Origin of the sequence: Enterobacter sp. ku-bf2 (assembly GCF_001742765.1) — a bacterium.
Classification (GTDB): domain Bacteria; phylum Pseudomonadota; class Gammaproteobacteria; order Enterobacterales; family Enterobacteriaceae; genus Enterobacter; species Enterobacter quasiroggenkampii.
Genome location: NZ_MDVW01000018.1, coordinates 469034 through 495329 on the forward strand (window position 1 = coordinate 469034; position 26296 = coordinate 495329).

At 54.5% G+C, this 26296-nt stretch carries 25 protein-coding genes and 1 rRNA gene; 18 read left to right on the forward strand and 8 right to left on the reverse strand.

From position 1 onward, the window contains the following. The first annotated feature begins 10 nt into the window (after positions 1 to 10). The 13 genes from rseP to tilS all read left to right on the forward strand — a co-directional run bounded on the left by rseP (position 11) and on the right by tilS (position 17078). The gene (gene rseP, locus BFG58_RS17165) at positions 11 to 1363 is read left to right on the forward strand and encodes a sigma E protease regulator RseP (RefSeq protein WP_063620843.1); all 1353 of its coding nucleotides are present in this window, start codon (positions 11 to 13) and stop codon (positions 1361 to 1363) included. A 31-nt stretch (positions 1364 to 1394) separates the two neighbouring features. Then, complete coding sequence (bamA, locus tag BFG58_RS17170) at positions 1395 to 3812, forward strand: outer membrane protein assembly factor BamA (protein ID WP_032644134.1); 2418 nt, start codon at positions 1395 to 1397, stop codon at positions 3810 to 3812. Positions 3813 to 3934: 122 nt separating this feature from the next. Then, on the forward strand, positions 3935 to 4429 hold the full coding sequence (skp, locus tag BFG58_RS17175; RefSeq protein ID WP_045907838.1) for a molecular chaperone Skp: 495 nt from the start codon (positions 3935 to 3937) through the stop codon (positions 4427 to 4429). 3 nt (positions 4430 to 4432) lie between these two features. Then, positions 4433 to 5458 carry a UDP-3-O-(3-hydroxymyristoyl)glucosamine N-acyltransferase gene (gene lpxD, locus BFG58_RS17180; protein WP_023345460.1) on the forward strand — a complete coding sequence of 342 codons (1026 nt, stop codon included), beginning with the start codon at positions 4433 to 4435 and terminating at the stop codon, positions 5456 to 5458. 102 nt (positions 5459 to 5560) lie between these two features. After that, the gene (fabZ, locus tag BFG58_RS17185) at positions 5561 to 6016 is read left to right on the forward strand and encodes a 3-hydroxyacyl-ACP dehydratase FabZ (RefSeq protein WP_010426706.1); all 456 of its coding nucleotides are present in this window, start codon (positions 5561 to 5563) and stop codon (positions 6014 to 6016) included. A gap of 3 nt (positions 6017 to 6019) precedes the next feature. Beyond that, positions 6020 to 6808, forward strand: coding sequence for an acyl-ACP--UDP-N-acetylglucosamine O-acyltransferase (gene lpxA / locus BFG58_RS17190; RefSeq protein WP_045907839.1), 789 nt, complete (start codon positions 6020 to 6022; stop codon positions 6806 to 6808). Then, the gene (gene lpxB / locus BFG58_RS17195) at positions 6808 to 7956 is read left to right on the forward strand and encodes a lipid-A-disaccharide synthase (protein WP_069720180.1); all 1149 of its coding nucleotides are present in this window, start codon (positions 6808 to 6810) and stop codon (positions 7954 to 7956) included. Before lpxA ends, lpxB begins: the two co-directional genes overlap by 1 nt. Then, positions 7953 to 8549 (forward strand): ribonuclease HII, encoded by a 597-nt coding sequence (gene rnhB, locus BFG58_RS17200; protein WP_045907841.1) that lies wholly within the window; start codon positions 7953 to 7955, stop codon positions 8547 to 8549. The genes lpxB and rnhB overlap by 4 nt, the downstream gene beginning before the upstream one ends. A 38-nt stretch (positions 8550 to 8587) precedes the next feature. Then, the gene (gene dnaE / locus BFG58_RS17205) at positions 8588 to 12070 is read left to right on the forward strand and encodes a DNA polymerase III subunit alpha (RefSeq protein WP_045355195.1); all 3483 of its coding nucleotides are present in this window, start codon (positions 8588 to 8590) and stop codon (positions 12068 to 12070) included. Positions 12071 to 12082: 12 nt separating this feature from the next. Next, complete coding sequence (accA, locus tag BFG58_RS17210; protein ID WP_008501895.1) at positions 12083 to 13042, forward strand: acetyl-CoA carboxylase carboxyl transferase subunit alpha; 960 nt, start codon at positions 12083 to 12085, stop codon at positions 13040 to 13042. A gap of 100 nt (positions 13043 to 13142) precedes the next feature. Next, complete coding sequence (locus BFG58_RS17215; protein ID WP_069720181.1) at positions 13143 to 15275, forward strand: lysine decarboxylase LdcC; 2133 nt, start codon at positions 13143 to 13145, stop codon at positions 15273 to 15275. A 65-nt stretch (positions 15276 to 15340) separates the two neighbouring features. Then, a complete protein-coding gene (locus BFG58_RS17220; protein ID WP_023293230.1) occupies positions 15341 to 15730 on the forward strand; it encodes a VOC family protein in 390 nt (129 codons plus the stop codon). Between the two features lie 58 nt (positions 15731 to 15788). After that, positions 15789 to 17078 carry a tRNA lysidine(34) synthetase TilS gene (gene tilS / locus BFG58_RS17225; RefSeq protein WP_069720182.1) on the forward strand — a complete coding sequence of 430 codons (1290 nt, stop codon included), beginning with the start codon at positions 15789 to 15791 and terminating at the stop codon, positions 17076 to 17078. Between the two features lie 28 nt (positions 17079 to 17106). On the opposite strand, the gene rof is transcribed toward tilS, so the two are convergent. Then, on the reverse strand, positions 17107 to 17367 hold the full coding sequence (gene rof / locus BFG58_RS17230) for a Rho-binding antiterminator (RefSeq protein WP_024907532.1): 261 nt from the start codon (positions 17365 to 17367) through the stop codon (positions 17107 to 17109). Next, the gene (locus BFG58_RS17235; RefSeq protein WP_008501889.1) at positions 17354 to 17554 is read right to left on the reverse strand and encodes a YaeP family protein; all 201 of its coding nucleotides are present in this window, start codon (positions 17552 to 17554) and stop codon (positions 17354 to 17356) included. Before BFG58_RS17235 ends, rof begins: the two co-directional genes overlap by 14 nt. Before the next feature lie 196 nt (positions 17555 to 17750). Between BFG58_RS17235 and BFG58_RS17240 the strand changes: the two genes are divergently transcribed. The 3 genes from BFG58_RS17240 to nlpE are packed head-to-tail and all read left to right on the forward strand — an operon-like array spanning position 17751 to position 19448. After that, complete coding sequence (locus BFG58_RS17240) at positions 17751 to 18296, forward strand: YaeQ family protein (protein ID WP_023293228.1); 546 nt, start codon at positions 17751 to 17753, stop codon at positions 18294 to 18296. Then, positions 18293 to 18715 carry an alternative ribosome rescue aminoacyl-tRNA hydrolase ArfB gene (gene arfB / locus BFG58_RS17245; RefSeq protein WP_028018285.1) on the forward strand — a complete coding sequence of 141 codons (423 nt, stop codon included), beginning with the start codon at positions 18293 to 18295 and terminating at the stop codon, positions 18713 to 18715. The genes BFG58_RS17240 and arfB overlap by 4 nt, the downstream gene beginning before the upstream one ends. A gap of 34 nt (positions 18716 to 18749) precedes the next feature. Continuing rightward, positions 18750 to 19448: an envelope stress response activation lipoprotein NlpE gene (gene nlpE / locus BFG58_RS17250; protein WP_069720183.1), complete on the forward strand. Its 699-nt coding sequence runs from the start codon at positions 18750 to 18752 to the stop codon at positions 19446 to 19448. A 47-nt stretch (positions 19449 to 19495) separates the two neighbouring features. Here the strand turns inward: nlpE and proS are convergent, their stop codons facing one another. The 6 genes from proS to metN form a co-directional block, all read right to left on the reverse strand. Continuing rightward, positions 19496 to 21214 (reverse strand): proline--tRNA ligase, encoded by a 1719-nt coding sequence (proS, locus tag BFG58_RS17255; RefSeq protein WP_048028425.1) that lies wholly within the window; start codon positions 21212 to 21214, stop codon positions 19496 to 19498. A 112-nt stretch (positions 21215 to 21326) separates the two neighbouring features. Continuing rightward, entirely contained in the window at positions 21327 to 22034 is a 708-nt protein-coding gene (gene tsaA / locus BFG58_RS17260) for a tRNA (N6-threonylcarbamoyladenosine(37)-N6)-methyltransferase TrmO (RefSeq protein WP_069720184.1), read from the reverse strand. Continuing rightward, positions 22031 to 22435: an Rcs stress response system protein RcsF gene (gene rcsF, locus BFG58_RS17265; RefSeq protein WP_008501883.1), complete on the reverse strand. Its 405-nt coding sequence runs from the start codon at positions 22433 to 22435 to the stop codon at positions 22031 to 22033. The genes tsaA and rcsF overlap by 4 nt, the downstream gene beginning before the upstream one ends. Positions 22436 to 22541: 106 nt before the next feature. After that, on the reverse strand, positions 22542 to 23357 hold the full coding sequence (gene metQ, locus BFG58_RS17270; RefSeq protein WP_014168729.1) for a methionine ABC transporter substrate-binding lipoprotein MetQ: 816 nt from the start codon (positions 23355 to 23357) through the stop codon (positions 22542 to 22544). A 40-nt stretch (positions 23358 to 23397) separates the two neighbouring features. Next, entirely contained in the window at positions 23398 to 24051 is a 654-nt protein-coding gene (locus tag BFG58_RS17275; RefSeq protein WP_003856130.1) for a methionine ABC transporter permease MetI, read from the reverse strand. Next, entirely contained in the window at positions 24044 to 25075 is a 1032-nt protein-coding gene (gene metN / locus BFG58_RS17280; protein WP_023310475.1) for a methionine ABC transporter ATP-binding protein MetN, read from the reverse strand. Before metN ends, BFG58_RS17275 begins: the two co-directional genes overlap by 8 nt. A gap of 188 nt (positions 25076 to 25263) precedes the next feature. Here metN and gmhB point away from each other — a divergent pair, with 188 nt between their 5' ends. Then, positions 25264 to 25830 (forward strand): D-glycero-beta-D-manno-heptose 1,7-bisphosphate 7-phosphatase, encoded by a 567-nt coding sequence (gmhB, locus tag BFG58_RS17285; protein ID WP_045907848.1) that lies wholly within the window; start codon positions 25264 to 25266, stop codon positions 25828 to 25830. A 369-nt stretch (positions 25831 to 26199) separates the two neighbouring features. Beyond that, a 16S ribosomal RNA gene (locus BFG58_RS17290) occupies positions 26200 to 26296 on the forward strand; the annotation flags it as partial.

Sequence of the window (26296 nt, forward strand, 5' to 3'; positions counted from 1 at the left end):
GGAAGGTTTTATGCTGAGCATTCTCTGGAATCTGGCGGCGTTCATAGTTGCACTGGGTGTACTGATTACCGTGCATGAATTTGGCCATTTCTGGGTTGCTCGCCGCTGTGGTGTGCGCGTAGAGCGGTTTTCCATCGGTTTTGGTAAATCACTCTGGACGCGCACCGATCGCCACGGCACGGAATTTGTCATCGCCCTTATCCCGCTGGGCGGCTACGTCAAAATGCTCGACGAACGCGTCGAGCCTGTCGCGCCTGAGCTGCGACACAGCGCATTCAACAATAAAACCGTTGGACAACGCGCCGCCATCATCGCTGCCGGACCGGTAGCCAACTTCATCTTTGCGATTTTCGCTTACTGGCTGGTGTTTATCATCGGCGTCCCTGGCGTACGTCCGGTTGTCGGTGAAATTGCCCCCAACTCCATCGCGGCGAGTGCGCAAATTACATCCGGGATGGAACTTAAAGCGATTGATGGTATCGAAACCCCTGATTGGGATGCCGTGCGACTGCAGCTGGTTGCTAAAATTGGCGATCCGCAGACCACCATCAGCGTATCGCCGTTTGGGTCAGACGCCCGTCAGGACAAAGTGCTCGATTTACGTCACTGGCGTTTCGAGCCGGACAAAGAGGATCCCGTCGCTGCGCTGGGCATTCGTCCACGCGGCGCACAGATCGAGCCGGTATTAGCCGAAGTCCAGGTCAACTCGGCGGCGAGCAAAGCGGGTTTGCAAGCAGGCGACAGGATCGTTAAAGTCGATGGTCAACCATTAACAGAGTGGATGACCTTTGTTACTCTGGTGCGCGATAATCCGGGTACGTCTCTCGCGCTGGAAGTTGAAAGGCAGGGCAGTCCGCTTTCGCTGACGCTGATCCCGGATACGAAGTCGGTCGGCAAGAAGGCAGAAGGGTTTGCAGGCGTTGTGCCAAAAGTGATCCCGCTGCCAGATGAGTACAAGACAATACGCCAGTATGGGCCGTTCAGCGCCATCCTTGAAGCCACGGATAAAACATGGCAACTGATGAAGCTGACGGTCAACATGTTGGGGAAATTGATAACCGGTGATGTGAAACTGAACAACCTCAGTGGGCCAATTTCGATTGCTCAGGGGGCTGGGATGTCAGCGGAATTCGGGGTGATTTACTATCTCATGTTCCTCGCGCTCATTAGCGTGAACCTTGGGATAATCAACCTGTTCCCGCTTCCCGTTTTAGACGGGGGTCATCTGCTGTTTTTAGCGATTGAAAAGCTAAAAGGCGGACCGGTATCCGAGCGAGTTCAAGACTTTAGTTATCGCATTGGCTCGATTTTGCTGGTGCTGTTAATGGGGCTTGCACTTTTCAATGATTTCTCTCGGTTGTAAGAGAGTTAGTTAGGAAGAACGCATAATAACGATGGCGATGAAAAAGTTGCTCATAGCGTCGCTGCTGTTTAGCAGCGCCACCGTATACGGTGCTGACGGGTTCGTAGTGAAAGACATTCATTTCGAAGGCCTTCAGCGTGTCGCCGTTGGTGCGGCCCTCCTCAGTATGCCTGTGCGCCCCGGCGATACGGTTAATGATGATGATATCAGTAACACCATCCGTGCTCTGTTTGCCACCGGCAACTTCGAGGATGTCCGCGTCCTGCGCGATGGTGATACGCTGCTGGTACAGGTAAAAGAACGTCCAACGATCGCCAGTATCACTTTCTCCGGCAACAAGTCGGTGAAAGATGACATGCTCAAGCAAAACCTTGAAGCATCCGGTGTTCGTGTGGGGGAGTCTCTGGACCGCACAACCCTTTCAGACATTGAAAAAGGTCTTGAAGACTTCTACTACAGCGTCGGTAAATACAGCGCCAGCGTGAAAGCGGTTGTTACTCCGCTGCCACGTAACCGTGTTGATCTGAAGCTGGTCTTCCAGGAAGGTGTTTCTGCGAAGATCCAGCAGATCAACATTGTCGGCAACCACGCGTTCAGCACCGACGAACTGATCTCCACCTTCCAGCTGCGCGATGAAGTGCCGTGGTGGAACGTGGTGGGCGATCGTAAGTACCAGAAACAGAAACTGGCGGGTGACCTTGAAACCCTGCGCAGCTACTATCTGGATCGTGGTTACGCGCGTTTCAATATCGACTCGACTCAGGTGAGTCTCACGCCGGACAAGAAAGGCATCTACATTACGATCAACATCACTGAAGGCGATCAGTACAAGCTTTCGGGTGTTGAGGTAAGTGGTAACCTGGCGGGGCATTCTGCTGAAATCGAATCGCTGACCAAAATTCAGCCAGGCGATCTCTATAGCGGTTCCAAGGTCACCAAAATGGAAGACAGCATTAAGAAGCTGCTCGGCCGCTATGGTTATGCCTACCCGCGCGTACAGACTCAGCCGGAAATCAATGACGCGGATAAAACCGTTAAGCTGCACGTGAATGTTGACGCGGGTAACCGTTTCTACGTGCGTAAGATCCGCTTCGTCGGTAACGACACCTCCAAAGACTCCGTTCTGCGTCGCGAAATGCGTCAGATGGAAGGCGCATGGTTAGGTAGCGATCTCGTTGATCAGGGTAAAGAGCGTCTGAACCGTCTGGGCTATTTTGAAACGGTGGACACCGACACCCAGCGCGTACCGGGCAGCCCGGATCAGGTTGATGTCGTTTATAAAGTGAAAGAGCGTAACACCGGTAGCTTCAACTTCGGTGTGGGCTACGGTACCGAAAGCGGCGTCAGCTTCCAGGTCGGCGTGCAGCAGGATAACTGGCTGGGTACGGGTTACTCTGTCGGAATTAACGGTACCAAAAACGACTACCAGACCTACTCTGAGTTCTCTGTAACGAACCCATACTTCACCGTTGACGGTGTGAGCCTGGGCGGTCGTATCTTCTATAACGACTTTAAAGCAGACGATGCGGATCTGTCCTCGTACACCAACAAGAGTTACGGTGTGGACGGTACGCTTGGCTTCCCGATCAACGAATACAACACCCTGCGTGCGGGCTTAGGTTACGTGCATAACGACCTGTCCAATATGCAACCGCAGGTGGCGATGTGGCGTTATCTGGACTCGATTGGTCAGTCAACCAGCAAAGATGGCCATGATAATGGCTTCGCGGCGGATGACTTCACCTTCAACTACGGCTGGACCTATAACCGTCTCGACCGTGGCTACTTCCCAACGGAAGGTTCTCGCGTCAACCTGAACGGTAAAGTCACCGTCCCGGGCTCCGATAACGAGTTCTATAAGGTGACGCTGGATACTGCGTCCTACTTCCCGATCGACGACGATCATAAGTGGGTGGTTCTGGGTCGTACCCGCTGGGGCTATGGTGATGGTTTAGGCGGCAAAGAACTGCCGTTCTATGAAAACTTCTATGCCGGTGGTTCCAGTACCGTTCGTGGCTTCCAGTCCAACAACATTGGTCCGAAAGCAGTCTATTACGGCGGTAACGATAAGGATAACTGTAATAAATCCTCGTCTTCTGAGGTTTGTAGCTCCAATGACGCGGTGGGCGGTAACGCCATGGCCGTTGCGAGCCTGGAGTTCATTACCCCAACGCCGTTTATCAGCGATAAATACGCGAACTCCGTCCGTACGTCCTTCTTCTGGGATGCCGGTACGGTGTGGGATACTAACTGGCAGAATACGGCCCAGATGCGCGCAGAAGGCATTCCTGACTACAGCGATCCGAGCAATATTCGCATGTCTGCCGGTATCGCATTACAATGGATGTCACCGCTGGGGCCGTTGGTCTTCTCTTACGCCCAGCCGTTTAAGAAATATGATGGAGATAAGTCGGAGCAATTCCAGTTTAACATTGGTAAAACCTGGTAATAATCCGCAGCAAAGGAATGCGTTGGCAGTGTAGCGCTGACAACTGGCGATCGGTAACACGGTCGCCTTGCCACGCAAAGAACGGTACCTTCTGGTGCCAATGGGATGGTAAGGAGTTAATTGTGAAAAAGTGGTTATTAGCTGCAGGTCTCGGTTTAGCGATGGCAACTTCTGCTCAGGCAGCAGACAAAATTGCAATCGTCAACATGGGTAATTTGTTCCAGCAGGTTGCACAGAAAACAGGTGTTTCTGCGACTCTGGAAAACGAATTCAAAGGCCGTGCAAGCGAACTGCAGGGTATGGAAAACGATCTTCAGTCCAAAATGCAGCGTCTGCAGCGTGATGGTTCTACCATGAAAGCAAGCGACCGCAGCAAGCTGGAAAAAGACGTAATGGCTCAGCGCCAGACGTTCTCCCAGAAAGCGCAGGCTTTCGAGCAGGATCGTCAGCGTCGTTCTAACGAAGAACGCGGCAAGCTGGTGACTCGCATTCAGACCGCTGTTAAAGCAGTGGCTGCCGATCAGAGCATCGATCTGGTTGTTGATGCGAACGCCGTTGCTTTCAACAGCAAAGATGTTAAAGACATCACTGCTGATGTTCTGAAACAGGTTAAATAAGTAATGCCTTCAATTCGACTGGCTGATTTAGCTCAGCAGTTGGATGCAGAATTACACGGTGATGGCGATATCGTCATCACCGCTGTTGCGTCCATGCAATCTGCTAAAGCTGGCACGATTACCTTCATGGTAAGCCCTAAGTACCGTGAGCAACTGGCTCAATGCCAGGCGTCAGCTGTTGTTCTGACGCAGGACGATCTTCCATTTGCCACTGTAAGCGCGCTGGTAGTGAAAAACCCCTACCTGACGTATGCACGCATGGCTCAAATTCTTGATACCACGCCGCAACCGGCCCAGAACATTGCTGCCAGCGCAGCGATTGATGAGACGGCCAGGCTGGGTAACAACGTCGCCGTTGGGGCGAATGCGGTTATCGAATCCGGCGTTGTGCTGGGCGATAACGTCGTCATTGGCCCAGGCTGCTTCGTTGGGAAAAATACGAAAATCGGCGCGGGGACCCGTTTGTGGGCCAATGTGTCCGTTTATCATGACGTGGAAATTGGCGAAAACTGCCTCGTCCAGTCCAGCACCGTGATTGGTTCTGATGGCTTTGGTTACGCTAACGATCGCGGTAACTGGGTTAAGATCCCGCAGCTTGGTCGCGTCATTATTGGCGATCGCGTGGAGATCGGCGCCTGTACCACCATTGACCGTGGCGCGCTTGACGACACGATCATTGGCAATGGTGTTATCATCGATAACCAGTGCCAGATTGCGCATAACGTTGTGATTGGCGACAATACCGCGGTTGCAGGTGGCGTCATCATGGCGGGCAGCCTGAAAATTGGCCGTTATTGCATGATTGGCGGTGCGAGCGTGATTAATGGCCATATGGAAATTTGCGACAAGGTGACCGTGACGGGAATGGGCATGGTAATGCGTCCTATCACTGAACCTGGCGTCTATTCCTCCGGCATTCCGCTTCAGCCCAACAAGGTATGGCGTAAAACAGCAGCTCTGGTGATGAACATTGATGATATGAGCAAGCGCCTCAAGTCCCTTGAGCGTAAGATCGATCAACAAGACTAAGCGTCATCCGTTGAACGCTATTTTTCCCGGCCTGTCGGCTTTCTAATAAACCGGCAGGCCGTGTTATTATTGTTATCAGTACATTTTGACAGGAAGAGTATTTTGACTACTGACACTCATACTCTGCATATTGAAGAGATTTTAGAACTTCTGCCGCACCGCTACCCGTTTCTACTGGTAGACCGTGTGCTGGATTTTGAAGAAGGTCGTTTTCTGCGCGCAGTGAAAAATGTTTCCGTGAACGAGCCGTTCTTCCAGGGGCACTTCCCTGGTAAGCCTATCTTCCCGGGTGTGTTGATTCTGGAAGCGATGGCTCAGGCTACCGGTATTCTGGCGTTCAAAAGCGTCGGCAAACTGGAGCCAGGTGAGCTGTATTACTTCGCGGGTATTGATGAAGCGCGCTTTAAGCGCCCAGTCGTGCCTGGTGATCAGATGATCATGGAAGTCACTTTTGAAAAAACGCGTCGTGGCCTGACTCGCTTCAAAGGCGTAGCGCTGGTTGACGGCAAAGTTGTTTGCGAAGCGACGATGATGTGTGCTCGTAGCCGGGAGTCCTGATACGTGATTGATAAATCCGCCTTTATTCATCCTACCGCGATTGTGGAAACTGGTGCCATCATTGGTGCTAACGTTCACATTGGCCCGTTTTGTATTGTTGGACCCCATGTCGAAATTGGTGAGGGTACAGTACTGAAATCTCACGTTGTCGTGAATGGTCACACGACCATTGGCTGCAATAATGAGATCTATCAGTTCGCCTCCATCGGCGAAGTTAACCAGGATCTGAAATATGCTGGTGAGTCGACCCGTCTGGAAATTGGCGATCGTAACCGTATTCGCGAAAGCGTCACCATTCATCGTGGAACAGTACAGGGTGGTGGGTTGACGAAGGTGGGCAGCGATAACCTGTTTATGGTGAATGCGCATATCGCGCACGACTGTACCGTGGGTGACCGCTGTATTCTTGCCAACAACGCCACGCTGGCAGGACACGTATCGGTTGATGACTTCGCCATTATTGGCGGCATGACCGCAGTCCATCAGTTCTGCATCATTGGTGCGCACGTGATGGTCGGTGGATGCTCCGGTGTGGCGCAGGACGTCCCACCGTATGTGATTGCGCAGGGCAACCATGCCACGCCGTTTGGCGTGAACATCGAAGGCCTCAAGCGTCGTGGCTTTAGTCGCGAAGCGATTACTGCCATCCGCAACGCGTACAAACTGCTGTACCGCAGCGGTAAAACGCTGGAAGAGGCGAAGCCGGAAATTGCCGAACTGGCGAAAAAGCACCCGGAAGTGGACGCGTTCATGGAGTTCTTTGACCGTTCAACAAGGGGTCTGATTCGTTAATGGTCGACAGTCGTCCGCTTACGATAGCCCTGGTCGCCGGAGAAACCTCCGGCGATATTCTTGGTGCAGGTCTCATCCGTGCGCTTAAGGCGCGTGTACCCAATGCTCGCTTTGTCGGCGTTGCTGGCCCGCTGATGCAGGCCGAAGGCTGTGAAGCCTGGTACGAAATGGAAGAGCTGGCCGTGATGGGTATCGTTGAGGTGCTGGGACGGCTGCGCCGTTTGTTGCATATTCGTGCCGATCTCACCCGCCGCTTTACCGAACTCAAACCCGATGTGTTTGTCGGTATCGATGCACCTGATTTCAATATTACCCTCGAAGGGAACCTGAAAAAGCAGGGCATTAAAACCATTCACTACGTCAGTCCGTCCGTCTGGGCGTGGCGACAGAAACGCGTTTTCAAAATCGGACGGTCCACCCACCTGGTGCTGGCTTTCCTGCCTTTCGAAAAAGCGTTTTACGACAGATTTAATGTTCCGTGCCGTTTTATCGGTCATACCATGGCGGATGCAATGCCGCTGGATCCGGATAAAAACGCGGCGCGCGACATGCTGGGCATCCCCCATGATGTGCACTGTCTGGCCTTGCTGCCGGGCAGCCGTGGCGCAGAAGTGGAGATGCTGAGTGCTGATTTCCTCAAGACAGCGCAAATTCTTCGCCAGACGTACCCCGATCTCGAAGTGGTCGTGCCGCTGGTGAATGCCAAACGCCGCGAGCAGTTTGAGCGCATCAAAGCAGACGTCGCCCCAGATCTTCACGTCCGTCTTCTGGACGGGCAGGGGCGGGAAGCAATGTATGCGAGCGATGCCGCACTGCTGGCCTCCGGCACGGCGGCGCTGGAGTGTATGCTGGCGAAATGCCCGATGGTGGTCGGTTATCGCATGAAGCCGTTTACCTTCTGGCTGGCAAAACGTCTGGTGAAAACGGATTATGTCTCCCTGCCAAACCTGCTTGCCGGGCGCGAGTTGGTGAAAGAGCTACTGCAGGATGAGTGCCAGCCGCAGGCGCTTGCGGAGGCGCTGCTGCCGCTGCTGGCCAACGGTAAAACCAGCCACCAGATGCACGATACCTTCCGCGAACTGCATCAACTGATCCGCTGTCATGCTGATGAGCAAGCGGCCGATGCGGTGCTGGAGTTAGCAAAATGATGGAATTTGTTTATCCTCACACCCACCTTGTGGCGGGTGTGGACGAAGTGGGTCGTGGTCCGTTAGTGGGAGCCGTGGTGACCGCTGCGGTGATCCTCGATCCGGCTCGGCCGATCGTCGGGCTGAACGACTCTAAAAAATTGTCTGAAAAGCGCCGGCTGGCGCTGTTTAGTGAGATTCAGGAGAAAGCGCTGGCCTGGAGCCTCGGGCGCGCTGAGCCGCATGAGATAGACGAGCTGAATATTTTGCATGCCACGATGCTGGCGATGCAGCGTGCGGTAGCGGGGCTGAAAATCGCCCCTGAATATGTCCTGATTGACGGCAACCGCTGTCCGGCATTGCCCATGCCTTCAATGGCAGTGGTCAAAGGCGATAGCCGGGTCGCAGAAATTAGCGCAGCTTCTATTATTGCCAAAGTGACACGCGACGCCGAAATGGCCGCGCTGGACCTCACTTACCCTCAGTATGGTTTCGCCCAGCATAAGGGATATCCCACACCTTTCCACCTGGAGAGACTGGCTGAACATGGCGCAACCGAACACCATCGGCGCAGTTTTGGCCCGGTAAAACGCGCCCTGGGACGGGTGTCCTGAATCATTACGCAAGCAATTAAGTAACGCGGAATCTGAAGATGGCTGAACCACGTTTCGTACACCTGCGGGTGCATAGCGACTACTCCATGATCGATGGGCTGGCGAAGACCGGGCCGCTGGTAAAAAAGGCGGCCTCTCTTGGCATGCCCGCGCTGGCGATCACCGATTTTACCAACCTCTGTGGCCTGGTGAAGTTCTACGGAACGGCGCACGGCGCGGGAATGAAGCCCATCGTCGGTGCAGATTTTCATGTGCAGAGCGATCTCATCGGCGATGAAATGACGCAAATCTCCGTGCTGGCGATGAACAACACGGGTTATCAAAACCTCACCCTGCTTATCTCAAAAGCCTATCAGCGCGGCTATGGCGCGCTGGGGCCGTGGATCGACCGTGACTGGCTGGCCGAGCTGAATGAAGGGCTACTTCTGATCTCGGGTGGCCGTATGGGTGACGTCGGCAAATGTCTGCTGCGCGGCAATAGCGCGCTGGTGGATCAATGCGTCTCGTTCTATGAAGAATATTTCCCGAATCGCTATTACCTGGAGTTGATCCGTACCGGCCGTCAGGATGAAGAGAGCTATCTTCATGCCGCTGTGGCGCTCGCAGAAGAGCGCGGGTTGCCCGTGGTGGCCACCAACGACGTACGGTTCCTTGAGGCGGGTGATTTCGACGCGCATGAGATTCGCGTGGCGATCCATGATGGTTTCACCCTCGACGATCCGAAGCGACCGCGTAATTACTCTGCACAACAGTACATGCGCAGCGAAGAGGAGATGTGTGAGCTCTTCTCCGATATCCCCGAAGCGCTGGAAAACAGCGTAGAGATTGCCAAGCGCTGCAACGTCACCGTCCGCCTCGGCGAATACTTCCTGCCGCAGTTCCCGACGGGAGACATGACCACGGAAGATTTCCTGGTCGCGAAATCAAAAGAAGGTCTGGAAGAACGTCTGGAATTCCTGTTCCCGGATGAAGAAGAGCGTAAAAAGCGTCGCCCTGAATATGACGAACGCCTGGACATTGAACTCCAGGTGATCAACCAGATGGGCTTCCCGGGCTACTTCCTGATCGTTATGGAGTTTATCCAGTGGTCGAAGGATAACGGCGTGCCGGTCGGACCGGGCCGTGGCTCCGGTGCTGGTTCGCTGGTGGCGTATGCACTGAAAATTACCGACCTCGATCCGCTGGAATTCGACCTGCTGTTCGAACGTTTCCTCAACCCGGAACGTGTCTCGATGCCCGACTTCGACGTCGACTTCTGCATGGAGAAACGCGATCAGGTGATCGAGCACGTGGCCGATATGTACGGCCGTGACGCGGTATCGCAGATCATTACCTTCGGTACGATGGCGGCGAAAGCGGTTATCCGTGACGTGGGCCGCGTGCTGGGCCACCCGTACGGGTTTGTCGATCGCATCTCTAAACTGGTGCCGCCCGATCCGGGCATGACGCTGGCAAAAGCTTTTGAGGCTGAACCGCAGCTGCCGGAAATCTACGAAGCGGACGAAGAAGTCAAAGCGCTGATCGACATGGCGCGCAAGCTGGAAGGCGTCACGCGTAACGCCGGTAAGCATGCAGGGGGCGTGGTTATCGCCCCGACTAAAATTACGGATTTTGCACCACTTTACTGCGATGAAGCGGGCCAACACCCGGTTACCCAGTTTGACAAGAACGACGTAGAATACGCCGGGCTGGTGAAGTTCGACTTCCTTGGTCTGCGTACGTTGACCATCATTAACTGGGCGCTGGAGATGATCAACGCCCGTCGCGAGAAGAATGGCGAGCCGCCATTGGATATCGCGGCCATCCCGCTGGATGACAAGAAAAGTTTCGATATGCTGCAGCGCTCGGAGACTACCGCCGTCTTCCAGCTTGAATCCCGCGGCATGAAAGATCTGATTAAGCGTCTGCAGCCCGACTGCTTCGAAGATATGATCGCACTGGTTGCCCTGTTCCGTCCTGGCCCGCTGCAGTCAGGGATGGTAGATAACTTTATCGACCGTAAGCACGGGCGCGAAGAAATTTCCTACCCGGACGTTCAGTGGCAGCACGAAAGCCTGAAGCCGGTGCTGGAGCCCACCTACGGCATCATCCTGTACCAGGAACAGGTGATGCAGATCGCCCAGGTGCTTTCCGGCTATACCCTCGGCGGCGCGGACATGCTGCGTCGTGCGATGGGTAAGAAAAAGCCGGAAGAGATGGCCAAGCAGCGCTCCATCTTTGAAGACGGTGCGAAGAAAAACGGCGTTGACGGCGAACTGGCGATGAAAATCTTCGACCTGGTGGAGAAATTCGCCGGGTACGGATTTAACAAATCTCACTCCGCCGCCTATGCTTTGGTGTCGTATCAAACGCTGTGGCTGAAAGCGCACTATCCTGCTGAGTTTATGGCTGCGGTAATGACCGCGGATATGGACAACACCGAGAAGGTGGTAGGGCTGGTGGATGAGTGCTGGCGCATGGGGCTGAAGATCCTGCCGCCGGATATCAACTCGGGTCTTTATCATTTCCACGTCAATGACGACGGGGAGATCGTTTATGGGATTGGCGCGATCAAGGGCGTAGGTGAGGGGCCGATCGAGGCGATCATCGAAGCGCGCAACAACGGCGGCTATTTCCGGGAGCTGTTCGATCTTTGCGCCCGTACCGATACCAAAAAACTGAACCGCCGCGTGCTGGAAAAACTGATCATGTCCGGCGCGTTCGACAGGCTGGGGCCGCACCGCGCCGCGCTAATGAACTCGCTGGGCGACGCCCTGAAAGCGGCGGATCAGCATGCAAAAGCGGAAGCCATTGGTCAGGCGGATATGTTTGGGGTGCTGGCGGAAGAGCCGGAGCAGATCGAGCAATCTTACTCCAACTGCCAGCCGTGGCCAGAACAGGTGGTGCTGGACGGCGAGCGTGAAACGTTAGGCTTGTACCTGACGGGTCACCCGATCAACCAGTACATTAAAGAAATTGAGCGCTATGTTGGCGGCCACAGGCTAAAAGACATGCATCCGACAGAACGTGGTAAAATCACCACGGCTGCGGGGCTCGTGATTGCTGCAAGGGTTATGGTCACCAAGCGCGGCAATCGTATCGGCATCTGTACGTTGGATGACCGTTCCGGGCGTCTGGAGGTGATGCTGTTCACCGACGCGCTGGATAAATACCAGCAATTGCTGGAAAAAGACCGCATACTTATCGTCAGCGGACAGGTCAGCTTTGATGACTTCAGTGGGGGGCTTAAAATGACCGCCCGCGAAGTGATGGACATTGACGAAGCCCGGGAAAAATATGCTCGCGGGCTTGCTATCTCGCTGACGGACAGGCAAATTGATGACCAGCTTTTAAACCGACTCCGTCAGTCTCTGGAACCCCACCGCTCGGGGACAATTCCAGTACATCTCTACTATCAGAGGGCGGATGCACGTGCGCGGTTGCGCTTTGGTGCAACGTGGCGTGTCTCTCCGAGCGATCGTTTACTGAACGATCTCCGTGGCCTCATTGGTTCGGAGCAGGTGGAACTGGAGTTTGACTAATACAGGAATACTATGAGTCTGAATTTCCTTGATTTCGAACAGCCGATTGCTGAGCTGGAAGCGAAAATCGATTCTCTGACAGCGGTAAGCCGTCAGGATGAAAAACTGGATATTAACATCGACGAAGAAGTGCATCGTCTGCGCGAGAAAAGCGTAGAGCTGACGCGCAAAATCTTTGCCGATCTCGGCGCATGGCAGGTGGCCCAGCTGGCTCGCCATCCACAGCGTCCGTACACCCTGGATTATGTCCGCCTGGCGTTTGACGAATTTGACGAACTGGCAGGCGATCGCGCATACGCTGACGACAAAGCTATCGTAGGTGGTATCGCGCGTCTGGACGGACGCCCGGTGATGATCATTGGTCATCAGAAAGGTCGTGAAACCAAAGAGAAAATCCGTCGTAACTTCGGTATGCCAGCCCCAGAAGGCTACCGTAAAGCCCTGCGTCTGATGGAGATGGCTGAGCGTTTTAATATGCCTATCATCACCTTCATCGACACCCCGGGTGCCTACCCTGGCGTGGGCGCGGAAGAGCGCGGTCAGTCTGAAGCCATCGCGCGCAACCTGCGCGAGATGTCTCGTCTGAAGGTGCCGGTCATCTGTACCGTTATCGGTGAAGGGGGTTCCGGTGGCGCGCTGGCGATTGGCGTGGGCGATAAAGTGAATATGCTGCAGTACAGCACCTATTCCGTTATCTCCCCGGAAGGCTGTGCGTCCATTCTGTGGAAAAGTGCCGACAAAGCACCTCTGGCTGCCGAAGCGATGGGCATCATTGCGCCACGTCTGAAAGAGCTTAAGCTGATCGATTCCATCATCCCGGAACCGCTGGGTGGTGCACATCGTAAGCCGGAAGTGATGGCCGCGTCCCTGAAAGCGCAGTTGCTGGCCGATCTGGCAGACCTGGACGTGCTGAGCAAAGAAGATCTGCTCAACCGCCGTTACCAGCGTCTGATGACTTACGGCTACGCGTAAGCTTCACAATTATCTGAAAAGCCGCACAATGTTGCGGCTTTTTTTATACCTGCGGTTTAGCCGGACTATGCTTAGCTAATGTTTTTTAAGGAGGAAGCCCATGAATATCATTGCCGTTATGGGGCCACACGGCGTCTTTTATAAAGATGAGCCGATTAAGGAGCTGGAGCAAGCCCTGCAGTCGCGCGGGTATCAGCTAATCTGGCCGCACAACAGCGCCGATCTGCTGAAGTTCATCGAGCATAACCCGCGTATCTGCGGCGTGATCTTCGACTGGGATGAATATGACCTCGAACTGTGCAGCGATATCAACAAGCTGAACGAATATCTCCCGCTGTACGCCTTTATCAATACCCACTCAACCATGGACGTCAGCGCCAATGATATGCGTATGGCGCTATGGTTCTTTGAATATTCCCTCGGCGTGGCGGAAGACATTGCGACCCGCATTCAGCAATACACGAATGAATATCTCGATAACATTACGCCACCGTTTACCCGAGCGCTCTTCACCTACGTGAAAGAGGGGAAATATACCTTCTGTACGCCGGGCCATATGGCGGGAACGGCCTACCAAAAAAGCCCGGTCGGCTGCCTGTTCTATGATTTCTTTGGTGGCAACACGCTGAAAGCGGACGTGTCCATTTCAGTCACCGAATTAGGCTCGCTGCTGGATCATACCGGCCCGCATCTGGAAGCTGAAGAGTATATCGCCCGCACCTTTGGGGCCGAGCAGAGTTATATGGTGACCAACGGCACCTCGACCTCGAACAAAATCGTCGGGATGTACGCCGCGCCTGCGGGGAGCACCCTGCTGATTGACCGTAACTGCCATAAATCGCTGGCGCACCTGCTGATGATGAGCGACGTCGTACCGCTCTGGCTGTCACCCACGCGTAACGCGCTCGGTATTCTTGGTGGTATTCCGCGCCGGGAGTTCATGCATGAAGCCATTGAACGCAAGGTCGCGGCAGTGGCCGGCGCAGGCTGGCCTGTCCATGCGGTGATCACCAACTCGACCTATGACGGTCTGCTGTACAACACGAACTGGATCAAAAAGACGCTGGATGTGCCGTCGATCCACTTCGATTCCGCGTGGGTACCGTACACCAATTTCCACCCGATTTACGCGGGTAAGAGCGGCATGAGCGGTGAGCGCGTGCCGGGTAAAGTGTTCTTCGAAACGCAGTCGACGCACAAAATGCTGGCGGCGTTTTCCCAGGCTTCGCTGATTCACATCAAAGGCGAGTATGACGAAGAGACCTTTAACGAAGCCTTTATGATGCATACCACCACCTCACCGAGCTATCCGCTGGTGGCGTCTATCGAAACGGCCGCGGCGATGCTGCGCGGCAATCCGGGCAAACGTCTCATCAACCGTTCGGTGGAGCGCGCGCTGCATTTCCGCAAAGAGGTTCAGCGGCTGAAAGAGGAAGCCGACGGCTGGTTCTTTGATATCTGGCAGCCGGAAGAGATTGATGAGGCGGAGTGCTGGCCCGTCTCGCCCGGCGAAGACTGGCATGGTTTCCGGGATGCCGATAGCGACCATATGTTCCTCGACCCGGTAAAAGTGACGATCCTGACGCCAGGCATGGATGAGCAGGGCAAGATGAGCGAGGAAGGTATTCCGGCCGCGCTGGTGGCGAAATTCCTTGATGAACGTGGCGTGGTGGTGGAGAAGACCGGGCCCTATAACCTGCTGTTCCTGTTCAGTATTGGTATTGATAAAACCCGGGCGATGGGGCTGTTGCGCGGTCTGATGGAGTTCAAGCGCGCCTACGATCTCAACCTGCGGGTAAAGAACATGCTGCCGGATCTCTATGCGGAGGATCCTGACTTCTACCGTAATATGCGCATTCAGGATCTGGCCCAGGGGATCCACAGGCTGATCCGTCAGCACGATCTGCCGCGTCTGATGCTTCAGGCGTTCGATGTGTTGCCGGAGATGAAGTTTACTCCGCACAAGGCATGGCAGCGCCAGGTGAGGGGGGAGGTCGAAACCGTCGAGCTGGAAAATCTGGTTGGGCGCGTATCGGCCAACATGATCCTGCCGTATCCGCCTGGCGTACCGCTCCTGATGCCGGGAGAGATGATTACCGAAGAGAGTCGGGCGGTGCTCGATTTCCTGCTGATGCTCTGTTCGGTAGGGCGTCACTATCCCGGTTTTGAGACGGATATCCACGGTGCGAAGCGCGACGAAAACGGCGTTTACTGGGTGCGAGTCCTAAAATAAGGGCGACCGCTTGCATGGTGCGGGTTTTCGGTTGTAACGTTCAGGCATCATAAAAAGGAGAAGCTATGCTGGGTTTAAAACAGGTTCATCATATTGCGATAATTGCGACCGATTACGCGAAGAGTAAGGCCTTCTACTGCGACATTCTCGGCTTTACGCTGTTGAGCGAGGCGTACCGCGAGGAGCGCGACTCCTGGAAGGGCGATCTGGCGTTAAACGGGCAGTATGTGATTGAACTGTTCTCTTTTCCTTTTCCGCCTGCGCGTCCGTCCCGTCCGGAAGCCTGCGGCCTGCGCCATCTCGCCTTCAGCGTCGATGATCTGGATAGCGCAGTAAAACATCTGGAAGCGCACGGCGTGACGTGTGAAGCGATCCGCGTCGATCCGTTCACCGACAAGCGCTTTACCTTTTTCAACGACCCGGACGGCCTGCCGCTGGAGCTTTATCAGCAGTAATCTTCGTCCTGTGTGATAATGCCCGCTCAGTTCGGGCATTTTTTATGTGTAATTCCCTATGACCTTACCCGCTATCGCACACGCCGTTTCACCGTACCGCCAGCTGCTGGTGGGGTTTAGCGGTGGCCTGGATTCCACCGTTCTGCTTCATCGTCTTAAGTGCTGGCGCGATCGGGAGCCTGACGTCCAGCTGCGGGCGATACATATTCATCACGGATTAAGTCCTCACGCAGAGGAGTGGGTGGCGCACTGCGAAGCCTTGTGTGCGGCGTGGGCGATCCCGCTTCTCGTCGAGCGCGTCACGCTGCTAGAGGAAGGGCTGGGCATCGAGGCGCAGGCGCGTAAAGCCCGCTATGCCGCGTTTGCCGGGGCATTACATGCTGGAGAAGCGCTGGTCACGGCCCAGCATCTGGACGATCAGTGTGAAACCTTTCTGCTGGCGCTTAAGCGGGGAAGCGGACCAGCGGGGCTTTCTGCCATGCCGGCGCGTTCGGTATTTGCCGGCACAACGTTACTGCGTCCGCTGCTTGGCGAGACGCGCGCCTCGCTTGAAGCCTGGGCGCGAGAACATCAGCTGAGCTGGATTGAAGATGAGAGTAACCAGGATGACGGCTATGATCGTAACTTTCTGCGTCTGCGCGTCCTCCCGCTATTGAGCGAGCGCTGGCCGCATTTTGCCGACGCGACGGCAAGAAGCGCTATGTTGTGCGCCGAACAGGAAACGCTGCTGGACGAGCTGTTGAGTGACGAGCTGGCTGAACTGATTTCTAAAGACGGTGCGCTGGCGATTGCACCGCTGACAGCGATGAGCCCGGTACGTCGCGCCGCGCTGCTACGACGCTGGCTGGCCTCTCATCACGCTGCGATGCCGTCGAGGGCGATGCTGAGCCGTATCTGGGACGAGGTTGCCCTGGCGCGGGATGATGCTTCCCCGCGCGTCCATCTGAACGGTTTTGACGTAAGACGCTATAAAGGGGAACTCTGGTGGGTAAAATCAACGCCCTGCCTGACGGATGTGGTGCTCGACTGGCTTTCTCCTGAGCTTCCGCTGATATTGCCCGCTGAGGCTGGACGTATCTCCCTCATACCGTCTGGTCATGTGCGGCCGCCGAAGCCCGGTGAACCGGTAACGGTACGCTTTAAGGCTGGCGGCATGCTGCATATTGTCGGGCGCAACGGGGGCCGCAAGCTGAAGAAAATCTGGCAGGAGTGCAATGTGCCACCGTGGCTGCGCGACACCACGCCGCTGCTGTTCTATGGTGAAACGTTGATTGCTGCGGCAGGGGTTTTCATCACGGAAGCGGGATGGGCGGAAGACGGGGTCAGGTTTGATTGGCAGAAAGCGTAACGGGCAGCCTGGCTGCCCGTTAGTGTCATCAGGATTCGCTCACCACGACGGTGCCGATTTGCGGGTGGCTGAAGCTGGCTATTTTATCCAGACGCAGCTCACGCGTCGCACCGGCATCTTCCACTATCAGGTATTCCACGTTCTTACGTGAAACCAGATCGTTGGCTTTCGCCTTCAACACTTCGCCATCTTTTAGCTCCAGCGTCAGTAATAAATGATGCTGGCAGGCGAGTTCGAGGTTGTCATAGTCATCACAATTGATGGGTTGATAAGTATCATTCATCGACATAATCGCTCACCAGTAAATTCGCCGCAGCATACGCTGCTTTTTCCCTGACCGACTCTGAAAGGCTCTCATCAGAGGCCACTTCATTAAGCACTTTCAATACACAGCCCAACGCGTCCGGGACATACCCCAGATCTCCGCTGGCGATTTCCGCATACCGTTTGCGAATTAACTCACAATAATTATTCACATCCCCTCCCGCCAGCGCACTGACTTACTGTGAGATATCATTAAGCCTACGAAGATAAACTCGGTTTAGCAAGGTGACTATACCATACTCATTTAAGCAATATCAGCGCCTTGATAGCGGTGTATTTATTACCCCGTAACAGCCTTTTGCCGCGGTTTTCGCTACAATGTGCGCCTGATTCGAATGGAGTTCTCTCATGGCGCTGAAAGCGACAATCTATAAAGCAGTGGTCAATGTGGCCGATCTTGATCGCAACCAGTTCCTGGACGCCTCGCTGACGCTGGCACGCCACCCCTCCGAAACCCAGGAGCGCATGATGCTGCGCCTGCTGGCGTGGATTAAATACGCTGACGAGCGTCTGCAGTTTACCCGTGGGTTAAGCGCAGAAGACGAGCCTGAAGCCTGGCTGCGCAACGATCATCTGGGTATCGATTTGTGGATCGAACTCGGACTGCCGGACGAGCGCAGAATTAAGAAGGCCTGCACCCAGTCCGCTGAAGTGGCCTTATTCGCGTATAATCAGCGTGCTGCAGAGATTTGGTGGCAGCAAAACAAGAGCAAGTGCGGACAGTATAAAAATCTCACCGTCTGGTATCTGGATGATGAGCAACTGGCGCAGCTGAGTGACTTTGCCAGCCGGACCATGGTGTTGCAGGCGACGATTCAGGACGGTGCCATCTGGCTTTCTGATTCTCAGAATAATCTGGAAATTCATTTAACGGCGTGGCAACCAGCCTCATGATCGTCTTGTCCCGAAACGTCAGCATTCCGGACAACGAGCTGGAGATCACCGCCATCCGTGCTCAGGGGGCCGGTGGGCAGCACGTCAACAAGGCCTCAACGGCTATCCATTTGCGTTTTGACATTCGGGCCTCAAGCCTGCCAGAGTATTATAAAGAAAGTCTGCTTGCTGCCAGCCATCACCTCATCACCAGCGATGGCGTGATGGTGATCAAAGCCCAGGAGTATCGCAGCCAGGAGCTCAACCGGGAAGCGGCCATCGCCAGGCTGGTGGCGGTCATCAAAGAATTAACGGCAGTACAAAAAAGCCGCCGGGCAACGCGGCCAACCCGCGCATCGAAAGAGCGTCGGCTGTCCTCGAAGGCCCAAAAATCCACAGTGAAAGCATTACGCGGTAAAGTTCGTCGCCCGACAGAGTGACGAAAGGGAACACAAATTTCATAAGGAATTCATTGTGAAAAAAGCATTATGGTCAGCGCTGGCAGTGAGTACGCTGTTTGCGCTTTTCGGGTGTAACAACCGTTCAGAAACGCAGGTTTTGCAACCCACGCAAACGGAAGAATTAAAACCAATGCAGCAGAGCTGGCGCGGCGTATTGCCTTGCGCGGACTGTGAAGGCATTGAAACGTCCTTGTTCCTGCAAAAAGACGGCACCTGGGTGATGAATCAGCGCTATCAGGGCGGGAAAGAGCCTTCTTCTTTTGCGACTTATGGAACATGGGCGCGTACGGCGGAGAAGCTTGTCCTCACCGATACCTCCGGCGAGAAAACCTGGTTCCGCCCTAAAGGTGACAGCATGGAGATGCTCGACCGAGAAGGTAATCCTATTGAATCCCAGTTCAACTACACGCTGGCGCCGGTGAAAGCGGCTCTGCCCGCGACGCCGATGGCAATGCGCGGGATGTACTTCTATATGGCGGATGCGGCGGTCTTTACCGACTGCGCAACTGGCAAGAAGGTCAGCGTGGCAAACAATGCCCAGCTTGAACGTGATTACGCTGTGGCGCGCGGCAATGACAGCAAGCCGATATTGCTGACGGTGGACGGTCACTTTACGCTGGAGCCAAACCCGGATAGTGGAGAGATGGTGAAAACGCTGGTGGCGGACAAAGACGCGAAATTTATTGCGGGCAAAGACTGTAACAGCAAATAAGCTGACGTAGCGCCATTAAAAAACCCCGCCTGAGCGGGGTTTTTTGTTTAGCCTTTGATGGCTTTCACCAGGTAATCAAGAATGTCGCCAGTCTTGATCATCTGTTTTTCGCCACTGCGACGGTATTTGTATTCAATCTCGTCGCTGTCGAGGTTACGGTCGCCGATCACGACGGTGTGTGGGATACCGATCAGTTCCATATCGGCAAACATCACGCCCGGACGCTCTTTACGGTCATCCATTAGCACTTCGATACCCTGCGCACGCAGCTCGGCATACAGCTTCTCGGCCAGCTCCTGTACGCGGTAAGACTTGTGCATGTTCATTGGCAGAATAGCGACCTGGAACGGTGCGATGTTGTCCGGCCAGACGATGCCGCGCTCGTCGTAGTTCTGCTCAATCGCCGCAGCTACCACGCGCGTCACCCCGATACCGTAGCAACCCATGGTCAGGATCTGGTTACGGCCATCTTCACCCTGAACGGCGGCGTTCAGCGCGCGCGAGTATTTATCGCCCAGCTGGAAGATGTGACCCACTTCGATACCGCGCTTGATCATCAGGGTACCCTGACCGTCCGGGCTTGGGTCGCCTGCGACCACGTTACGGATGTCAGCCACTTCCGGCGTCGCCACGTCGCGATCCCAGTTGATGCCGAAGTAGTGTTTACCGTCGATGTTCGCACCAGCGGAGAAGTCGCTCATCGCGGCTACCGTGCGGTCAATAACAACAGGAACCGGCATATTCACCGGACCGAGAGAACCTGGCCCAGCATTGACCACGGCGCGGATTTCCGCTTCAGTGGCGAACGTCAGCGGGCTGGCGACCTGCGGCAGCTTCTCGGCTTTCACTTCGTTCAGCTCGTGATCGCCACGCACCAGCAGGGCAACCAGCGGGTAAGCGCTCCCTTCGGTGGATTTCACCAGCAGGGTCTTAACGGTTTTTTCGATCGGCAGGTTGAACTGCTCAACCAGCTCGGCAATGGTTTTCGCGTTTGGCGTATCAACCAGCGTCATCTCTTGCGTTGCCGCAGCACGCGGTTCTTTTGGTGCCAGCGCTTCTGCAAATTCGATGTTCGCCGCGTAATCAGAGGAGTCAGAGAAGATCACATCGTCTTCACCGCTCTGCGCCAGAACCTGGAACTCATGGGATGCGCTACCGCCGATGGAGCCGGTATCAGCCTGCACAGCGCGGAAATCCAGACCCATGCGGGAGAAGATTTTGCTGTATGCCGCGTACATTGCGTCGTACGTCTCTTGCAGGGATTCCTGAGAGGTATGGAAAGAGTAGGCATCTTTCATCAGGAATTCGCGAGAGCGCATGACGCCGAAACGTGGGCGAACTTCGTCACGGAACTTGGTCTGGATCTGGAAGAAGTTCAGCGGCAGCTGTTTGTAAGAGCTCAGCTCATTACGAATCAGGTCGGTAATGACTTCTTCATGCGTTGGGCCGAGAACGAACGGACGCTCGCCGCGATCGACGAAGCGCAGCAGTTCAGGGCCATATTGTTCCCAACGGCCACTCTCCTGCCACAGGTCAGCGGGCTGAACCACAGGCATGGACACCTCGATAGCACCGGCGTTGTTCATCTCTTCACGCACGATGTTTTCGACTTTTTTCAGGACGCGCACGCCGGTCGGCAGCCAGGTGTATAACCCGGAGGCCAGCTTGCGGATCATCCCGGCGCGCAGCATCAGCTGATGGCTGATCACTTCGGCGTCGGCAGGCGTCTCCTTCAGAGTGGAGAGCAGATATTGGCTAGTACGCATGTTGTTACGGTTCCATTTCGACGATTGGAACAGGCTGAAACACCAGCCTGACACAAAAAAAGTGGTTTAGTTTACCAGTGTGGCAAAGATGCCAAAAGAGAGGAGAACAAAATTACCTGGGTTCCAGGGCAAACACTTCAAAACCTGCCCCGGTGACGCGCCAGCGAACGTTAAAATCCAGCAGCCAGACGGCGTACGTTTTTCCCGCTTCCTCTTCTTTACGGTAGGCCGGACGTGGGTCCTGTGCCAGCACTTCGGTGATGAAATCCCGTAAGCGAGGATAGCGTTTCTCCAGTTGACCGAGCTGCGAGGCGAGCTCAGGGGTAAAATACACCGGCATATCTGCCTGTGGTGCGTCCTGGGCATAGCTTGCACGCGCGTCCGGAAGGGCTTCGGCGAAGGGCAAATAGGGTTTGATGTCGATCACCGGCGTGCCGTCGACCAGGTCCAGGCTACCTAACTCGAGTATCACCCGATCTTTCTGGCAGCGTATGCCTTTCAGTTCAACCAGCGACATGCCAACCGGGTTTGGACGAAAGGTCGAGCGCGTCGCAAACACCCCCATTCTCGCATTGCCGCCAAGACGAGGAGGACGCACGGTAGGACGCCAGCCGCCTTCCATCGTCTGGTGAAACACGAACACCACCCACAGATGGCTGAACGCCTCGAGCCCGCGTACCGCATCCGCCTGATTGTAAGGCGCAATCAGGTGAAGCTCACCGCGTCCGCTGGTGACAAGACCGGGCTGGCGGGGGACGGCGAACTTCTCTTTATAAGGAGAGTGGATAACGCCTATCTGCTCGAACTGAAATGCACTCATTTCGCCGTGATGTTCAGCGCAGAACCGATGCACACCGCCTGACGGTAGCAGCCCGGCGTGCCGCTGGTGACTTCACAGCTGTGCAGCAGGACCGCGTTAGCTTTCATTTTTGCGGCATTAATCTGCATGCGTTTACGCGCAGTCGGAATATTCGGTGGTGAGTCCTGATTAGTCGCCTGACAGGATTCGCCGCTCACTTCGCCCAGTTCACGGAACGGTTTACCGACGAGTTCGTCCGCTTTCGTGATAATGCGAACCGGCGCAGGGCGAACCACTTTCGGTTTCGCAGGCTCGGTCTTTGGCGGGGTTGCCGTGCTTTGAACAGGTTCAACGGGAGATCTGCTTAGCATAGAACAGCCGCTCAGCATGAGTGCTAAAAGACAGATCGGTAAAGCACGCATAATATTTCCTCAATGGATAATCAAAACGTCAGATATTGAATCAGTTGACTGCACAAATGACAAGACGGGCATAAGCCCGTCCTGATGATATTACACTGAGGTGAGATTACCAGCCTTTAACAGCGCCGCCGTTAAACACTTTGTTGGCTTCCTGGTAAACTTCGTCTGACTGATAGGCCTGAACGAATTTCTTCACGTTTTCCGCGTCCTTGTTGTCTTCGCGAGTCACGATCAGGTTAACGTACGGGGAGTCTTTATCTTCAACGAAGATACCGTCTTTGGCTGGCGTCAGGCCAATCTGGCTGGCGTACGTGGTGTTGATAACGGCCAGAGCAATCTGCGCATCGTCCAGAGAACGTGGCAGCTGCGGTGCTTCCAGTTCAACGATTTTCAGATTTTTCGGGTTCTCGGTGACGTCCAGAACGGTTGGCAGCAGGCCAACACCGTCTTTCAGTTTGATCAGGCCCACTTTCTGCAGCAGCAGCAGGGAACGACCAAGGTTAGTTGGGTCGTTAGGCACGGCAACCTGAGAGCCCGGCTGCAGTTCGTCCAGTGATTTAATTTTCTTAGAGTAACCGGCAATCGGATAAACGAAGGTGTTACCGACACCCACCAGTTTATAGCCGCGATCTTTGATCTGCTGGTCCAGGTATGGCTTATGCTGGAAGGCGTTCGCGTCGATATCGCCTTTGCTCAGCGCTTCGTTCGGCAGAACGTAATCGTTGAAGGTCACCAGCTCCACGTCCAGGCCATACTTCTCTTTTGCCACTTTCTGAGCAACTTCCGCAACCTGCTGTTCTGCACCTACGATAACGCCCACTTTAATGTGGTTTGGATCCTTTTCGTCCTGACCGCAACCCACCAGTGCCAGAGAGCCGATCAGCGCGCCTACTGCTGCGAAGGTCTTTAATTTAAACGCCATGTTTTATCCTTAACTCGTAGAGTTTGTGTTGTGTGTAACGTTATTTATGCGTAACAGCCCGGACGATGCGATCGCCAGAGAACTGGATTAAGTAAACCAGAACAACCAGCAATACCAGAACGGTATTCATCACGGTCGCGTTATATCCAATATAGCCGTACTGGTAACCAATCTGACCTAAACCGCCCGCGCCTACGGCACCGCCCATCGCCGAATAACCGACCAGGGTGATAAGCGTAATGGTTGCCGCATTCACCAGCCCTGGCAGTGCCTCCGGCAGCAGAACCTTGCGGACGATCTGCATCGGCGTGGCGCCCATCGCACGGGAAGCTTCGATCAAACCGGTTGGGATTTCCAGCAGGGCGTTTTCCACCATACGGGCGATAAACGGCGCAGCGCCAACGGTCAGCGGAACGATCGCTGCCTGCAGACCGATAGACGTTCCGACGATCACGCGGGTAAACGGAATCATCCACACCAGTAAAATAATGAACGGGATAGAACGGAAAATATTCACCAGCGCAGAGAGCGTACGGTACAGCTTCGCGTTCTCAATGATTTGACCCGGACGCGTCACGTACAGCAACACGCCGACCGGCAGGCCAATCACAAAACCAAAGAAGCCAGAGACAAAGGTCATTGCCAGCGTTTCCCAAACGCCGCGAACCAGCAGCCACATCATCGGCTCAGACATAACCCAGTACCTCTACTTTTACGTGATGTTCTTGCAGCCAGGCAATGGCTGCCTGGGTTTCTTCTTGTGTGCCGTGCATTTCTGTCAGCATGATGCCGAACTTGACGCCACCGGCGTAATCCATCTGCGCGCTGATGATGTTGTTGTTCACGTTAAAGCGACGTGCGGTTTCGGAAAGCAGGGGAGCATCAACGGACTGACCGGTGAACTCCATGCGCAGCATCGGGACGCTGTCAGCAGCGGGTTCGGTTTTCAAACGCTCCAGATAGTCTTCCGGAATATCCAGATGCAGCGTGGACTGGATGAACTGCTGCGCCAGCGGGGTTTTCGGATGCGAGAACACTTCACTTACCGTGTCTTGCTCGATCAGTTCACCGTTGCTGATGACCGCCACGCAGTCACAGATGCGTTTCACCACGTCCATCTCATGCGTAATAAGGAGGATCGTCAGGCCCAGGCGACGATTAATGTCCTTCAGCAGTTCCAGAATCGAACGCGTGGTTGCCGGATCCAGTGCGCTGGTGGCTTCATCGCACAGCAGTACCTTAGGATTGCTTGCCAGCGCGCGGGCAATGGCCACACGTTGTTTTTGCCCACCGGACAGATTTGCCGGGTAGCTATCATGTTTGTCGCCCAGACCCACGAGGTCGAGCAGCTCGGTGACGCGACGCTTCACTTCTTCTTTCGGCGTGTTATCCAGCTCAAGCGGTAAGGCAACGTTGCCGAACACGGTGCGGGAGGCCAGCAGGTTAAAGTGCTGGAAAATCATGCCAATCTGACGACGCGCTTTGGTGAGTTCTTTCTCTGAAAGGGCGGTAAGTTCCTGGCCGCCAACTTCTACGCTGCCCTGGGTTGGGCGCTCAAGCAGGTTAACACAACGGATCAGCGTGCTTTTACCTGCACCCGATGCGCCAATGACGCCATAAATTTGACCAGCAGGAACATGCAGGCTGACGTTGTTCAGCGCCTGAATGGTTCGGTTCCCCTGCTGGAACACTTTGGTGATATTGGAAAGTTTAATCATTAGATTATTTTTATCGTATGTAAGTTAGCCGTGGCATTTTCTTCTGCCAGATACGGGTGATGACCGTAAACAAAACGGATGTTAAGGCATCCAGACGTCTAAATCAATCCAACTCTGTACGATGAGCACTTTATTGCGCTGCGATTCATGAGATACTAGTCGAACATGCCTTTTTCAGGAGCAAACCGGTGGCAAAATCAGTACCCGCAATTTTCCTCGATCGTGACGGCACTATTAATGTGGATCACGGTTATGTCCATGAGATTGATGAGTTCGAGTTTATCGAGGGCGTAATAGATGCCATGCGCCAGCTGAAAGAGATGGGCTATGCGCTGGTGGTGGTGACGAACCAGTCCGGTATTGCACGCGGTAAATTTACCGAAGCGCAGTTTGAGACGCTGACGGAATGGATGGACTGGTCACTGGCCGATCGCGGTGTGGATCTCGATGGCATCTACTATTGTCCGCATCACCCACAGGGAACCGTAGAAGAATATCGTCAGACCTGTGATTGCCGTAAGCCGCATCCGGGAATGTTCATCTCTGCGCAGGAGTTCCTGCACATTGATATGGCGGCTTCTTATATGGTGGGCGATAAACTGGAAGATATGCAGGCAGCTGCAGCAGCAGGTGTAGGGACCAAAATATTAGTGCGCACCGGCAAGCCTGTGACGCCAGAAGCTGAGAATGCGGCGGATTGGGTAATTAATAGTCTGGCCGAGCTGCCAAAAGAGATTAAAAAGCACCAAAAATAGCCTTTCTGGTGAAAAGATGAGCGGTTGAAATAAAAATGCATTTTTCCGCTTGTCATTCCTCGGCGGCCCCCTATAATGCGCCTCCATCGACACGGCGGATGTGAATCACTTCACACAACAAGCGGTTCGGTTGAAGAGAAAAAATCCTGAAATAACGGGTTGACTCTGAAAGAGGAAAGCGTAATATACGCCACCTCGCAACGGTGAGCGAAAGCCGCGTTGCACTGCTCTTTAACAATTTATCAGACAATCTGTGTGGGCACTCAAAGTGACATGGATTCTTAATGTCTTCGGACAATAAATGAATACCAAGTCTCTGAGTGAACATGCGTAATTCATTACGAAGTTTAATTCACGAGCATCAAACTTAAATTGAAGAGTTTGATCATGGCTCAGATTGAACGCTGGCGGCAGGCCTAACACATGCAAGTCGAGCGGCAGCGGAAAGTAGCTTGCTACTTTGCCG